Annotated in this window: 13 protein-coding genes; 1 reads left to right on the plus strand and 12 read right to left on the minus strand. The window is 70.2% G+C overall.

Going from position 1 to position 14,032, the window contains the following annotated elements:
• Positions 1-83: 83 nt before the first annotated feature.
• Positions 84-1,571, minus strand: coding sequence for a DUF3352 domain-containing protein (locus BLU27_RS23585; RefSeq protein WP_092655832.1), 1,488 nt, complete (start codon positions 1,569-1,571; stop codon positions 84-86).
• On the opposite strand from BLU27_RS23585, the gene BLU27_RS29315 reads away from it, so the two are divergent.
• On the plus strand, positions 1,560-2,039 hold the full coding sequence (locus BLU27_RS29315) for a hypothetical protein (RefSeq protein ID WP_157728776.1): 480 nt from the start codon (positions 1,560-1,562) through the stop codon (positions 2,037-2,039). The genes BLU27_RS23585 and BLU27_RS29315 overlap by 12 nt on opposite strands.
• A 51-nt stretch (positions 2,040-2,090) precedes the next feature.
• Here the strand turns inward: BLU27_RS29315 and BLU27_RS23590 are convergent, their stop codons facing one another.
• From BLU27_RS23590 to ftsZ, 11 genes are all read right to left on the minus strand, one after another.
• Positions 2,091-2,708 (minus strand): hypothetical protein, encoded by a 618-nt coding sequence (locus BLU27_RS23590; protein ID WP_092655833.1) that lies wholly within the window; start codon positions 2,706-2,708, stop codon positions 2,091-2,093.
• A gap of 68 nt (positions 2,709-2,776) precedes the next feature.
• Positions 2,777-6,310 carry a DNA polymerase III subunit alpha gene (dnaE, locus tag BLU27_RS23595; RefSeq protein ID WP_092655834.1) on the minus strand — a complete coding sequence of 1,178 codons (3,534 nt, stop codon included), beginning with the start codon at positions 6,308-6,310 and terminating at the stop codon, positions 2,777-2,779.
• A gap of 208 nt (positions 6,311-6,518) precedes the next feature.
• A complete protein-coding gene (locus tag BLU27_RS23600) occupies positions 6,519-6,848 on the minus strand; it encodes a chorismate mutase (protein ID WP_241827597.1) in 330 nt (109 codons plus the stop codon).
• Between the two features lie 57 nt (positions 6,849-6,905).
• Entirely contained in the window at positions 6,906-7,865 is a 960-nt protein-coding gene (locus BLU27_RS23605; protein WP_092655836.1) for an RluA family pseudouridine synthase, read from the minus strand.
• Entirely contained in the window at positions 7,862-8,512 is a 651-nt protein-coding gene (gene lspA, locus BLU27_RS23610) for a signal peptidase II (RefSeq protein ID WP_092655837.1), read from the minus strand. The genes BLU27_RS23605 and lspA overlap by 4 nt, the downstream gene beginning before the upstream one ends.
• Positions 8,485-9,285, minus strand: a complete 801-nt coding sequence (locus tag BLU27_RS31010; RefSeq protein ID WP_338417582.1) for a TraR/DksA family transcriptional regulator — start codon at positions 9,283-9,285, stop codon at positions 8,485-8,487. Before BLU27_RS31010 ends, lspA begins: the two co-directional genes overlap by 28 nt.
• A 247-nt stretch (positions 9,286-9,532) precedes the next feature.
• Positions 9,533-10,378, minus strand: coding sequence for a DivIVA domain-containing protein (locus BLU27_RS23620; RefSeq protein ID WP_092655838.1), 846 nt, complete (start codon positions 10,376-10,378; stop codon positions 9,533-9,535).
• 195 nt (positions 10,379-10,573) lie between these two features.
• Positions 10,574-10,867 (minus strand): YggT family protein, encoded by a 294-nt coding sequence (locus BLU27_RS23625; RefSeq protein ID WP_092655839.1) that lies wholly within the window; start codon positions 10,865-10,867, stop codon positions 10,574-10,576.
• Positions 10,868-11,011: 144 nt separating this feature from the next.
• Positions 11,012-11,536, minus strand: coding sequence for a cell division protein SepF (locus tag BLU27_RS23630; protein ID WP_092655840.1), 525 nt, complete (start codon positions 11,534-11,536; stop codon positions 11,012-11,014).
• A gap of 65 nt (positions 11,537-11,601) precedes the next feature.
• Positions 11,602-12,327, minus strand: a complete 726-nt coding sequence (locus BLU27_RS23635; protein ID WP_092655841.1) for a YggS family pyridoxal phosphate-dependent enzyme — start codon at positions 12,325-12,327, stop codon at positions 11,602-11,604.
• A gap of 37 nt (positions 12,328-12,364) precedes the next feature.
• Positions 12,365-13,843, minus strand: a complete 1,479-nt coding sequence (gene ftsZ, locus BLU27_RS23640; protein WP_092655842.1) for a cell division protein FtsZ — start codon at positions 13,841-13,843, stop codon at positions 12,365-12,367.
• Positions 13,844-14,032: the final 189 nt, after the last annotated feature.

A 14,032-nucleotide genomic window follows, 5' to 3' on the forward strand; every position in this document is an offset into this window, starting at 1 on the left:
GGACCCGCGGGCGCTGCGGCCCGCGGGTCCAACGTAGGTGCAGGACTTCCGTGTACGTGCCGAAAGGTCCGTACGTGCAGAACTCAGTCGACCAGCACCCGGAGGGTGAAGGTGCCGCCGTCAGCGGCAGTGCTGCCGGACATGCCGACCGCCTTCAGCACCTTGAGGTTGGCCTGGTCCTTCGCCGGCATGCTGGGGAGGTAGAGCTTCTCCAGCTTGTTCAGGTCGACGAACGCACCGAACTGGGCCTTGTCCGCGCCCTCCACGGCCTTGGTGAAGGTGTCGTCCCTGCCGAGGTCGCCGCCCTTGACGAGCTCGTCGGCGTACGCCTGGCTGGTGGCGAGGGCGACCTGGTCCGAACCGGTGGCCTTCTCCAACTGGACTCCGGCGCCGGTCGCGCCGAGCAGCTGGTCGATCTTCGGCAGCAGCTGCCTGGCCTTGGCGACGTCGGTGGTGGACCTGAAGCCGACCAGCGGAAGCTGCTGCGAGCCGTCCTGGCCCGCCGACCCCTGCGCGGTCAGGCGCTCCATGCCACGCTCGTCCATGGCAACGGTGAACTCCTTGCCCAGCAGGGTGTTCAGGTCGGCCGGAATCCGGATCCCGAACTGGCTCTGCGCCGCCTGGACGAAGGAGTCCAGCTGCGCGGCCCGGCCGCTGGCCTCCAGGGTCCTGCGAAGGTCGGGCCAGTTCTTCTCCAGCGCGGGGCCCGCGCCGGACACCGACAACGCCGCGACGGTGGTGGAAGGCAGCTCACCCAGCTTGATGCCGGTTCCCTGCAGGGAAGGAAGCTTCGCACCACGGGTCTTGGCCACCAGCTGAACGGAGTCGCTGGTGAAGCTCAGGCCACCGACCAGGCGGCCCTGCGCCGACATCGTGGGCAGCTGTGCGGTCCGGTCGCCGGACAGCCGGCTCAGCTTGGGCAGGTCGGCCCAGAACGACATGACGCCCTCGTCGACCTCTCCGACGTCACCCTTGAACGTCTCGTTGGACGACAGCGGGTTGTCCTTCACCGAGGAGGCCAGTGCGTCGGCGCGCGACTGGGAGTCGGCCATCAGCATGTAGTCGTCGACGAAGGCGTAGCCGCTCTTGTCGTCGCCTCCGGAGAGCTTCTTGATACCGACTCTGGCCTTGTCCTCGTCCTTGATCTGGACGGCGGCGACCGTCTCGGTTTCCTTGCCATCGGCGCCGGGCAGCACCGCCACGCCGGCCCGGTCACCGAGCCAGGGCTCGACGTCCTTGGCGTAGTCGACGTCCCGCAGCTTCGGGTCGTCCTTCTTGATCGCCTCGAACAGCGCCTTGCGGAGGTCGTCGCCCTCGCCGACTCGCTTGCGCGCGTCGGGGAACTTGCGGACGACGTTGAAGATCGCGGCCTTCTGCTGCACCGACGGGTCGAGGTCGACCCGGAAGTAGGCGACCGCGTTGGCCGGCAGCACCTCCTCCGGCTGCGTCCCGCCGCCGCTGATCCGGGAGAACGCCCACGCGCCGCCGCCGACCGCGAGAACGAGGACCGCCGCCAGCGCGGCGACCAGCCAGCGGCGGCCGGCGCCACCACGACGTTCGTGCTCGATCACCTCGGGACCACCCGGGCCACCAGCACCACCGGCACCACCCGGGCCACCCGGACCGCCGCCATCCTGGCCACCGCCATCCTGACCACCGCCCTGTCCGCCGGCGGCGTACCCACCGGCAGCTCCGGCGGCCCCGGCCTGCTGGGCGTACGGGGCCTGCCGGGCCGGTCCGCCCGGACCGGGCTGGGGTGCCCGCGAAGGCTGCTGGCCGTACGGGGACTGCGGACCGTACTGCCCCGGCCGCGGCCCGTGCTGCCCCGGCTGCGGACCACGCGGCGGCTGCTGCCCATGCGGGCCCTGTTGCGGCGCCGGTGGTCGGCCGCCCGGTCGCCACTGAGGCGATGCCCCGCCTGCGCCGGGCGGGCCCGGACGGTCGGGATCGCGAGGTGGCGTGCGGTCGTCGGACATGAGGGCACCCCCGGAGGTGACGGAACCGAGGTCGCGGAACCGAGGCCGCGAAACCTTGGCTGAGCTTTGCAGACACGAAATCGGCCGAACTAAGTGGCCGATTCGGACGCAAAACTAGCGCATCGGCGCCTCGGGGGTCCGGCTCCGGTCGCGCTGGCTGTGGATAACCCGGGAGGGTTCGCCGTCCCGGCCAGAGCCCAGCCAGACAAGCGGGATGACGGGTGCCAGCGCGGCCAGCGGCCAGCTCACGAGCACGCCGTACGCGTGCAACGTGAGGGGTGCCGACAGCGCGGTGCCCGGCGAGGCGTGCGGATCCCAGGACCAGATCAGCGAGCCGTTGGCCACCAGGCTGCCGACGACGACCGCGGCCACCGCCGCAAGCACGCTGCCCACCAGGAGCCCGGCCACCGTGACCAGGCCGTGCCGCAGGAACAGCGTGGCCAGCACCGTACCGAGGACCAGGGAGGTGCCGGCGCCGAGCGCGGCGTACCAACCGTCCATCGAGACTAGGCGGGCGGCCTGCTCCTCGTCGTTCGGGAAGGGGCCTAGCTCGGTCATGGTCATCGCCACGTGCGGCGACGGGGCGGTCCACGCCCACACCAGCCCGGCGATCGCTCCCGCCGCGACCAGCACGACGGCGATCACCCAGAACGCCCGCGCGGCACCGGGCGCCCGGTCGGGCGGAGTCCGAGGGCCGGGAGGAGTCGCGTCAGCCGGGTACGTGGTGCTCACCGCCCCAGATCCTACGCACGCTCCCCCGGTGCCTGGTCGGGACTCGGCTCCCCGGCGTACCGGCGTTCTCAGGAACGGACACACCCCGGCCCGAGCAGTGCCTTGAGGTCACCCATCAGCGCCGTCGACGGCGTGACCCGCCAGCGGTCCTCCAGCCTCATCACCATCGTCTTGGTCTCCGACCTCAGGTGCAGGTGGATCTGGGTCATCCCCGGATGGGTGGAGAAGATCTCCTTGAGCCGGTCGACCACCGGCGGCGTGCACCGCTCGCGGGCCAGGGAGATCGCGAACGGCCCGGTCTGCTGGTCGCTGCTGATGTCGGGTACGGAGAGCTCCATCGCGATCAGCTGGGGCACGTCGTCACGCCGGTCCAGCCGGCCCTTCACCACCACCACGGCGTCCTCGGTGAGCTGCAGGGCGGTCAGCTGGTAGGTCGACGGGAAGAACATCACGTCGATGCCACCCTCGAGGTCCTCGAGAGTGACGATCGCCCACGCGTCGCCCCGCTTGGTCATCTTCCGGGTGATCGAGGTGATCAGCCCGCCGACGGTGACGATGGAGCCGTCGGGGCGGTCCTCGTCGGCGAGCAGCGTGCCGATGGTGCAGTCGGAGGCGTTCGTGAGGACGTGCTCGATGCCGAAGAGCGGGTGGTCGGAGACGTACAGCCCGAGCATCTCCCGCTCGTGCGCGAGCAGGGTCTGCTTGTCCCACTCCCCGATCTCGGGCACCTGGGGCGACATCAGCGCGGCCACGTCGGCCTGGTCGTCCCCGCCGAAGCCGAACAGCGAGTCCTGGCCGATCGCCTCCTGACGCTTCTGGTCGATGTAGTACTCCACCGCGTCCTCGTGCCAGGCCACCAGTGCCCGCCTGCGATGACCGAGCGAGTCGAACGCGCCCGCCTTGGACAGCGACTCCAGCACCCGCTTGTTGCACACGGTGGCGGGCACCTTGGCCATGAAGTCGCTCGCGTCGGCGAACCTGCCCTTCGCCTCGCGCGCGGCGATGATCGCCTCGACGACGTTGGCGCCGACGTTGCGGATCGCGGTCAGCCCGAACCGGATGTCGGTGCCGACCGGGGTGAAGTTGGCCGCGGACTCGTTGACGTCGGGTGGCAGCACCTTGATTCCCGAACGCCGGCAGGCGTTCAGGTAGATGGCCATCTTGTCCTTGTCGTCCTGGACCGACGTGAGGAGCGCGGCCATGTACTCGGCCGGGTAGTTGGCCTTGAGGTAGGCGGTCCAGTACGACACCAGGCCGTACGCGGCGGTGTGCGCCTTGTTGAACGCGTAGTCGGAGAAGGGGACGAGGATGTCCCACAGCGTCCTGACGGCCGCGTCGGAGTAGCCCCGGGCATGCATGCCCTCGCTGAAGGGCCCGAACTCCTTGTCCAGGACCTCCTTCTTCTTCTTTCCCATCGCCTTGCGGAGCAGGTCGGCCTGGCCGAGGGAGTAACCGGCCACCTTCTGGGCGAGCCGCTGCACCTGCTCCTGGTAGACGATCAGGCCGTACGTCGGGCCGAGGATCTCCTCGCAGGCCTCCTCCAGCTCGGGATGGATCGGCGTGATCTCCTGCTGGCCGTTCTTGCGGAGGGCGTAGTTGGTGTGGGAGTTCGCACCCATCGGCCCGGGCCGGTAGAGCGCGCTGGCCGCGGAGATGTCCTCGAAGTTGTCCGGCCGCATCAACCGGAGCAGCGAGCGCATCCCGGCGCCGTCCATCTGGAAGATGCCGAGCGTGTCGCCGCGGCTCAGCAGCTCATACGTCGCCTTGTCGTCCAGCGGGAGCCTGAGCAGGTCGATCCGCTCGCCGCGGCTCATCTCGATGTTGCGGACCGCGTCGTCCATGATGGTGAGGTTGCGCAGCCCGAGGAAGTCCATCTTCAGCAGGCCGAGCGTCTCGCAGGTCGGGTAGTCGAACTGCGTGATCACCGCACCGTCGGCCTCGCGCTTCATCAGCGGCACGTGGTCGGCCAGCGGCTCGGCCGACATGATCACGCCCGCCGCGTGCACGCCGGTCTGGCGGATCAGGCCCTCCAGGCCCTTCGCGGTGTCGATGACCTTCTTGACGTCGTGGTCCTGCTCGTAGAGAGCGCGGACCTCCCCCGCCTCGCTGTGCCTGGGGTGGCTCGAGTCGAAGATCCCGGTGAGCGGGATGTCCTTGCCCATCACCGCCGGCGGCATCGCCTTGGTGATCTTGTCGCCGAGCGCGTACGGATAGCCGAGGACGCGGGAGGAGTCCTTGATCGCGGCCTTCGCCTTGATCGTTCCGAAGGTGGCGATCTGGGCGACCTTGTCCTCGCCGTACTTCTCGGTGACGTAGCGGATCACCTCGCCCCGCCGACGCTCGTCGAAGTCGATGTCGATGTCGGGCATCGAGACGCGTTCGGGGTTGAGGAACCGCTCGAACAGCAGGCCGTGCCGGAGCGGGTCGACGTCGGTGATGCCGAGGGCGTACGCCACCAGGCTGCCCGCAGCCGAACCACGGCCCGGGCCCACCGCGATGCCGTTGTTCTTCGCCCACATGATGAAGTCCGCGACGACCAGGAAGTACGACGGGAACCCCATCTGCATGATGATCCCGAGCTCGTACTCCACCTGCTTGCGGTAGGTCTCGTCGTACCCTTCGGTGAACCGGCGGTCCATGCCCCGCCAGGTCTCCTCCCGCAGCCACGACTCCTCGGTGTGGCCCTCGGGGATGTCGAACCGCGGCATGAGGTTCTTGAACTCGAACATCCCCGCCGTGTCCACCCGCTCCGCGATCGCGAGGGTGGTACGGCAGCCGGCCTGCCAGGCCTCGGAGTCGTCCAGCGCCCGCATCTCCTCCGCGGACTTCAGGTAGTAGCCCGAACCCTCGAACTGGAACGTCGGCGCGGCCAGCGTGGACGCGGTCTGCACGCACAGCAGCGCGGCGTGTGCGGACGCCTCGTGCTCGTAGGTGTAGTGGGAGTCGTTGGTGACGACGTACTGCAGGCCGAGCTCGCCCGCGATCTTCTCCAGGCCGGCCCGCGCCCGCTTGTCGATGTCGATGCCGTGGTCCATCAACTCGACGAAGAAGTTCTCCCGGCCGAAGATGTCGCCGAAGTCGGCCGCGGCGTCCAGCGCCTCCTTCTCCTGGCCGAGCCGGATGCGGGTGGAGATCTCCCCCGACGGGCAGCCGGTGGTGGCCATCAGGCCCTGGCTGTACTCCGCGAGCAGTTCGCGGTCGATCCGGGGCTTGCGGAAGAAGCCCTCCATCGACGCCCTGGTCTGCAGCTTGAACAGGTTGTGCAGGCCGACCGCGTCCCGCGCCCAGATGGTCATGTGGGTGAACGCGCCGCCACCGGAGACGTCGTCGCCCTTCTGGTGCTGCTGGCCCCAGCGGACCGGCGCCTTGTGGTAGCGGGAGGTCGGGGCGACATAGGCCTCCAGGCCGATGATCGGCGTGATCCCCGCCGCCGTCGCCCGCGTGTAGAAGTCGTACGCCCCGTGCAGGTTGCCGTGGTCGGTGATCGCGACGGCCGGCATCTGGAGCCGCTGCGCCTCGGCGAACATGTCCTTGAGCTTCGCCGCGCCGTCGAGCATGGAGTACTCGGTGTGGACGTGCAGGTGGACGAACGAGTCCGACATCAGGGAGAAGCGCCTCCTGTCTGCGCCGACGCCGAAGGCGTTGGGCGCCGGCCGGGGGAAGGGCGGCGGCGCTTCGCCAACAAGTGAGAGTCCGACTCTATTGCCCTTGCACGTAAGGGCAACGGCGCCCCGCCGACGAGTTCGTGATCAACCTTTGCTAGCGGCGGAACTGGCCGCTGGTTGGCCGTTGGCAGCCCGCCGATGGTGATCAACGGGTGGTCGCGGCGCCACGCTCGGCGAGGTCGAGGGACTCCTCGATCACCGCGGTCATGATCCGGCGGAGGCGCTCCGCGCCCAGCCTGGGTGCCCGCCGGGCCATGCCGGCGACGATCTCCGCCTCCCGGTCCGGGTCGCGGCCGGCGGTTCCGCCGACCGGCTTGAGGAGCTGGACCTGCTCGGTCAGCCCTGCGCGGTACTCGAGCAGGGCGGCCAGGGCGGCGTCCACCTCGTCGATCGCGGCCCGGGCCTCGGGCAGCGACGCCGGCAGGGGGCGGGCGGTCAGCGCGGCGACCGGTTGGTCCATCACGGGTCGGTGCACTCGTCCACGCTACGTAGCGTGCTGTACGGCGTTCAACATGGCGAGACGATCGTCTCGTCACCTGGAACGTTCGGAGTCGTCGCGGGCACGCTCCAGCGCCTGGGCGAGATCGTCGGGGTACGGCGACTCGAACGTCACCCGCTCCCCCGTCCCCGGGTGCTCGAACCCCAGGCTCGCCGCGTGCAGCCACTGCCGGGTGAGCCCCAGCCGGCCGGCCAGCACCGGGTCCGCGCCATAGGTCAGGTCACCTACACACGGATGCCGGATCGCGCTCATGTGCACCCGGATCTGGTGGGTACGCCCGGTCTCCAGGTGCACCTCCAGCAGGGACGCGTGCCGCAGCGCCTCCAGCGTCTCGTAGTGGGTCACCGACGGCTTGCCGTGAGCGACGACCGCCCACTTGTAGTCGTGGGTGGGGTGCCGGTCGATCGGCGCGTCCACCGTGCCGCGACTCGGGTCCGGATGGCCCTGGACCAGCGCGTGGTAGATCTTCTCCACCTCGCGTTCCTTGAACGCCCGCTTCAGGACGGTGTAGGCGTGTTCGGACTTCGCCACCACCATCAGGCCGCTGGTGCCCACGTCGAGCCGGTGCACCACACCCTGGCGTTCGGCGGCGCCCGACGTGGTGATCCGGAAACCGGCGGCGGCCAGGTGACCGATCACGGTCGGCCCCCGCCACCCCGGGCTGGGATGCGCCGCCACGCCGATCGGCTTGTCGACCACCACGATGTCCGCGTCGTCGTGGACGACTCGCATTCCCTCCACCCGGACGGGAGCGATCGGCTCCTGCGGGCGGGGAAGCTCGACCTCCAGCCAGGCGCCCGCACTCACCCGCTCCGACTTGGGCACCGCCTCGCCGTCGACTCGGACCAGGCCGTTCTCGACGAGTTCGGCGGCCTTGGTCCTGGACAGCCCGAAGAGCCGGCCCAGGGCCGCGTCCAGGCGCTCACCCTCCAGGCCCTCCGGCACCGGCAGCCCGCGCCGGTCCGCCGCTCCGGTGGCGGCCGTCACGCTCACTCCGCCTCCCTCAGCGCCGGCTCGTCGACGGCCGTCCCGGTGGTGCGTGGTGGCTCGTGCGCCTGCCGGGCGCTGCCGTCGGGCTTCTGCGACTCGGGCCGGCGGCGGCCGGACTCCTCGACGGTGCCGTCCCAGCGGCGACCCCGCATCGCCAGCACGATGATCAGCGCGGCGGCGGTGCAGATCGAGGCGTCGGCCACGTTGAACACCGGCCAGTGCGGCAGTGCCAGGAAGTCGACCACGTGGCCGCGCAGGAAACCCGGCTCCCGGAAGATCCGGTCGGAGAGGTTGCCGAACGCCCCACCCAGCAGAAGTCCGAGCGCGATCGCCCACGGAGTGCTCCGGAGCGTGCGGGACAGCCGGAGTACGACGACCACGACGGCCAGCGCCACCAGGGACAGGATGATCGTGTAGCCCTCGGCCAGGCCGAAGGCGGCTCCGGAGTTACGGACCAGCACCAGGGTCAGCAACCCACCGGCCAGGCGGATGGGTTCCCGGTCGGCGAGCTGGGACATGGCGACGATCTTGGTCACGACGTCGACGGCCAGTACGGCGCACGCCACCGCGGCGAAGAGCCCGAGCTGGCGGCGCCGAAGGCGGCGATCTGTGTCGGCGTCGTTCAGCGACGCTCTTCCCTCTGTTTGCATGACACGCACAGTGTCGCACGAGGGAACGCCAGCAACCGAGCCTTGCCGATGGGTTGGCCGCAGCCCTCGCACACGCCGTACGTGCCGTCGTCGATTCTGGCCAGCGCCCGGCGGGTCTGGGCGAGCATGTCCCTGGTGTTGTTGGCGAGCGAGATCTCGTGCTCGCGTTCGAAGGTCTTCGACCCGGTGTCGGCCTCGTCGTCACCGGCGCCGTCCCCGCTGTCGCGCAGCAGGTCGGCGATGTCGTCGGCGGCGGAGTGCAGCTCCTCCTCCAGGCGGGCGACGTCGCCGGTCAGCTCCTGGTAGACGCCGTCCAGTTCGGCCGGTGTCCACGGCTCCTCGTCCGGACGGACGACCAGCCGCGCGGCGCGCCCGGCCAGGTGGGCCGGCACCGGCGTGGTGGGCTCCGGCGTGGTGGGCTCCGGCGTGGTGGGCTCCGGCTCGGCCGGGATGCTCTTCTTCGCAGGTGCCTTGCCGCCCGAGGGGCCCTTCCTGGCCGAGGGGGCCTTCCTAGCCGAGGGGGCCTTCTTCGCCGGCGCGGCCTTCTTCGCCGGCGCGGCCCTCTTCGCCGGCGCGGCCCTCTTCCCGGATGCGGTCTTCGTCGCGGACGTCGTCTTCTTGGCTGATGCCGTCTTCTTCGCCGACGTCGCCTTCGTGGTGGCCGCACCCTGCCGTCCGCCGGCCGGCACGACCGTCTCCTCGCTCATGTCGTCTATCTGCTCCGCCACGTCGACCTCCACCCTGCGTACGTGCGGCGAGACCGTCCCGCACATCCTGCCAGTGTGCACGCGTCCGCCGAGTATGCACGTGTTCCCGCCAGCCGGCGGCCGCCGGCCACGGCAATCACCTTTCACGAACCGGGTCGTGGCCGGACCGAGCGGACAGGACGTACGAATGCGCTCCGGAGGTCGAGCCGGACGGAACGGACCAGTCCGGGCCTGGCCGTGCGTGATGGCCCGGGGAACGCGGCGAAGGCCCCCGGGAGGAATCCCGGGGGCCTTCGGATCATGCGTGCGTGCGCTACAGCGAGGAGTCGTCGTCGTCCTCGAGGAGGGCGTTCAGCCGAGGCGTGCCGCCACCGGAGTTCATCCGGTCGCCGCGTCCACCACGCTCCCGCTCCCCGCGCTCCTCCCGGTCACCACCGCTCGCGAGCGCCGGCTTGTGGGAGTTGATCGAGCGCGGGCCGTTGCCGGACCCGGACTCCAGGCCGTTCTCCAGGTTGCCCTGGCCGGCGAGCACCCGGAGCTGGCTCTCGAAGTAGGCCTTCAGGCGGCTGCGGTACTGCCGCTCGTAGGTGCGCAGCTCGTCGACCTCACGCTGCAGCCGGGTCTTCTCCTTCTCCAGCTGGCCGAAGAGCTGGGTGCGACGCTCGGCGGTGTCCCGGTCGAGCTGCTCCGACTTCGACCGCGCCTCGGACTCCAGCCTGCTGGCCAGCCCGCGGGCCTCGTTCTCCAGCCGCTCGGCCCGCGCCCGGGCGTCGCTCAGGATGCGGTTGCCCTGCTCCTTGCTCTCCGCCACGAGCTGGTCGGCGTTCTGCGTCGCGATCTCCAGTAGGCGGGCCGCGGCGCTGGACGCCTCGGCGATGCTGGAGGGCCCCGGCTGCGGCGCCTGCCGGACGGGGGGCTGTGGCTCGGGCTGCTCGGGCTTGCCGTAACCGCTGTCACGCCCGCTGTCGCGGCCACGATCTCCGTCGCCACGCTGCGCGGAGGCGAGCTTCTGCCGAAGGTCTTCGTTCTCGTGGTTGAGGCGTTCGAGTTCGGACTCGACTTCGTCGAGGAACTGATCCACCTCTCCCATGTCGTAACCCTCCCGCAAACGGACGGGCGTGAAGCGCTTGTTGCGCACGTCCTCGGGTGTCAACGGCATGACCTCACCTCAGGCTCGCAGGGCTCGACTTACGTGGATATCGGAGCAACCGTACCCGGTTTGGGTGGCAAAGACCGAGGGGGCTCCGGAAACTACCCGTTCGGCATGATCTGGTCACCCGGCCGAACGCATCGCCGGGCGGCGCCGAACGCATCGCCGGGCGGCGCCGGACGCTGCTCCGGAGCCGCCCGGAGGTCAGCGACCGAAGATCGCCAGGACCAGCGCCTGCAGCACGTAGATGATCACGATCAGCAGCAGGAACGACAGATCCAGGGCGAAACCACCCAGCCGAAGAGGCGGGATGACCTTGCGGAGCGCCTTCAGGGGCGGGTCGGTGACGGTGTAGACGCCCTCGAGGATGACGAGCAGGACCCCGCGCGGCTCCCACGACCGAGCGAAGAACTGCACCCAGTCCACCACCAACCGGACGAAGAGCAACACGAGGAAGATCCATAGTACGGAGTACAGGATCTCGCCGATGATCTGCACGCACACTCCTTGGGGAGGCCTTGCCGCCGGATCTCGAGCCTATCCCGCCGGCTCGTCACCATGGCCGGGCCGACCCTCGGGGATCGCCCGGTCAGATCCCCGAGATCGCGGGGCGTCGTGCGACCAGAGGGTCCGGGGCGCGTCTCAGCTCTGGTTGAAGAAGCCCGCCTCGGCCATGCGCTCCTTGTCCTCTGCCCGGACCTTCACGTTGGCCGGGGAGAGCAGGAACACCTTCGCCGTCACGCGTTCGATGCTCCCCCGCAGCCCGAAGATCAGGCCGGCCGCGAAGTCGACCAGCCGCTTGGCGTCGGAGTCGTCCATCCCGGTGAGGTTCATGATCACCGGCGTACCGTCGCGGAAGTGCTCACCGATCAGCCGGGCGTCGTTGTAGGTGCGTGGGTGCAGCGTCGTGATCCGTGACATCTCCACCTCCGGTGCCACCTGGACCTGACGTCGGTCGGGGAATGCTGCCACGGTGCCGCCCTTGTCCTCTTCGGTCTCGGCCGGCGACTGGGCGGCCGGACGGGTGCCCCGAGCCTCCCGGGTGTCGCGGTCGTCACCGTCGTCGATGTAGTCGCCTTCGTAGGCTCCGTCGTAGTCCTCTTCGTAACGGCCCTGGTCTTCTACGAGACCGAGGTACACCGCGACCTTGCGCATCGCGCCTGCCATGTGACCTCTCGCCTTCTGCTGTCAGCTGCGCCGGGCCGAGCATGCAGCCCCGTCCGGCGTCGACGCTACCTGTCGTAGCCGCGCTCACCTAGTAACCGGCGCCCAAGCCGTACGTGTGTCGCGCCGTGGGCGATGGCGTCCTCGAGGTCCGCGCTCATTCCGGCGGAGACCCAGGTGGCCTTCGGATACTTCTCGCGTACCTCGGCGGCGGTCCGGGCCAGCCGGGCGAACGCCTGGCCCGGTGGCGCGCCCAGCGGCGCGACCGCCATCACTCCGCCGAGGACCAGGCCGGGCGCCGTCGCCACGGCGTCGGCCACCTCGGCGACCTGGTCCGGTGACACTCCGCCACGCCCGCCGGAACCGCCGGGCTCGGCGACGTCGCCCAGGTCGACCTGCACCAGGCATCGCAGCGGGTGCTCGCGACCGGCCGCCGCTCGCCGCAGTGCGGAGACCAGCCGCACCCGGTCGACGGAGTGGACCACCGAGGCGTACTCCGCCACCGCACGTGCCTTGTTGGCCTGAAGCTGCCCGACGAAGTGCCAGGTGAGCCTCGGGTCCGCCACCGCGGCCACCTTCTCCTGCGCCTCCTGGTGGCGGTTCTCGCCGAAGTCGCGGACGCCGAGCTCGGCGAGCAGGCGTACGTCGTCGGCGGGGAAGGTCTTGGTGACCGCGATCAGCGTCACCTCCTCCGGCGACCGGCCAACGCGTTCGCAGGCTCGCTCGATCTGGGCGCGGACGGCCGCGAGGTTGGCGGCGAGCTGAGCCCGGCGCTCGTCGCTCGCCGGGCTCAACCGCTCGCACCCGGCCCGTGAAGAACCGACTGCCCGGTCACTTCAGGAAGTCGGGTACGTCGAGTTCGTCGTCGTCGATCGGGCGGCGGGCCGGCCGCGGCGTCGAGGTCGGCGAAGGCGAGGAGCTCTGCGGAGCGGAGCCGTTGGCCCCACCCGCACCGGATTCGCCCGGGCGGCTGCCACCACCGAGCAGTCGCTGACGAAGCTCCTGGGTCTGCGCGGCGAGGTCGGTCTGGCTCGACGAGGAGCCCGGCGACTGTGCCGGCTGTGCCGGCTGCGACTGAGGTGCCGGGGTCGACTGCACCGGAGCGGCAGCCGGTGGCGCCGACGAGGGGGCGGCCGGGGGGAACGACTGGCCAGAAGCCGACTGACCCGACGCGGGCTGGTCGGAGCCGGTGTCACCGGTGAAGTTCGGGCTGGCCGGCGCGCTCTGCGGCGCCTGCCCGCCCGCCGGCGCGGACTGCTGCGGCCGGCCGAGCTCACCTGGCCGGCGCCCCGCGGGGGGTGGCGGGACGGCCTGGCTCGAGCCGTTGCCGGCGGACGCCTCCTGCGCGCCGCGGCGGCGAGGCATACCGCCGTCGAAGCCGGCGGCGATGACGGTGACGCGTACCTCGTCGCCGAGACCGTCGTCGATGACCGCACCGAAGATGATGTTGGACTCCGCGTGCGCGGCGCTGGAGACCAGTTGGGCAGCCTCGTTGATCTCGAACAGCCCGAGGTCGGAGCCACCGGCGATGGACAGCAGGACGCCGTGCGCACCATCGATGGAAGCCTCGAGCAACGGACTGGATATCGCCATCTCGGCCGCGGCGACGGAGCGGTTCTCACCCCGCGCGGAGCCGATGCCCATCAAGGCCGAGCCGGCGTTGGACATCACGCTCTTGACGTCGGCGAAGTCGAGGTTGATCAGGCCGGGGGTGGTGATCAGGTCGGTGATGCCGGAAACACCCTGGAGCAGCACCTGGTCGGCCTGCTTGAAGGCGTCCAGCACGCTCACCTGCCGGTCGCTGATCGACAGCAGCCGGTCGTTGGGAATGACGATGAGGGTGTCGACCTCGTCGCGCAGGGCGTTGATGCCCTCCTCGGCCTGGCTCGCCCGCTTCTTGCCCTCGAAGGCGAACGGGCGGGTCACCACGCCGATGGTGAGCGCCCCGAGCGACCGCGCGATCCGTGCGACGACGGGCGCGCCGCCGGTGCCGGTGCCGCCGCCCTCTCCGGCGGTGACGAAGACCATGTCGGCGCCCTTGAGCACTTCCTCGATGTCCTCGGCGTGGTCCTCGGCCGCCTTGTTGCCGACGTCGGGCTGCGCGCCCGCGCCCAGACCGCGGGTCAGCTCCCGCCCGATGTCCAGCTTGACGTCGGCATCGCTCATCAGGAGCGCCTGCGCGTCGGTGTTGATCGCGATGAACTCGACGCCCTTGAGGCCGACCTCGATCATCCGGTTGACCGCGTTGACACCTCCGCCGCCGATGCCGACGACCTTGATGACCGCTAGGTAGTTCTGCGGTGCCGCCACGACGCTCGCCCTCTCGGTAGACATTCTTCCCCGGCCCGGAAAGGCAACCTCAACCATCAACCCTCACGGTCAAGTAGAGGGTTATAGTTATGTCAACCTCGGCCTGAACATGAAGGTACGGAGCGGTCCCGGACGAATTCAACGCAACACGCCGAGCCAGCGAGTTCTTGGATGTACGGGTCGAAAATC

It is taken from the genome of Actinopolymorpha singaporensis (genome assembly GCF_900104745.1).
Classification (GTDB): domain Bacteria; phylum Actinomycetota; class Actinomycetes; order Propionibacteriales; family Actinopolymorphaceae; genus Actinopolymorpha; species Actinopolymorpha singaporensis.

Coding starts and splice junctions, on each gene's coding strand:
- dnaE (WP_092655834.1), bottom strand. CDS start 6,310: ATGTCGGACTCGTTCGTCCACCTGCACGTCCACACCGAGTACTCCATG.
- lspA (WP_092655837.1), bottom strand. CDS start 8,512: ATGCAAACAGAGGGAAGAGCGTCGCTGAACGACGCCGACACAGATCGC.
- BLU27_RS31010 (WP_338417582.1), bottom strand. CDS start 9,285: ATGTGCGGGACGGTCTCGCCGCACGTACGCAGGGTGGAGGTCGACGTG.
- BLU27_RS23620 (WP_092655838.1), bottom strand. CDS start 10,378: ATGCCGTTGACACCCGAGGACGTGCGCAACAAGCGCTTCACGCCCGTC.
- BLU27_RS23630 (WP_092655840.1), bottom strand. CDS start 11,536: ATGGCAGGCGCGATGCGCAAGGTCGCGGTGTACCTCGGTCTCGTAGAA.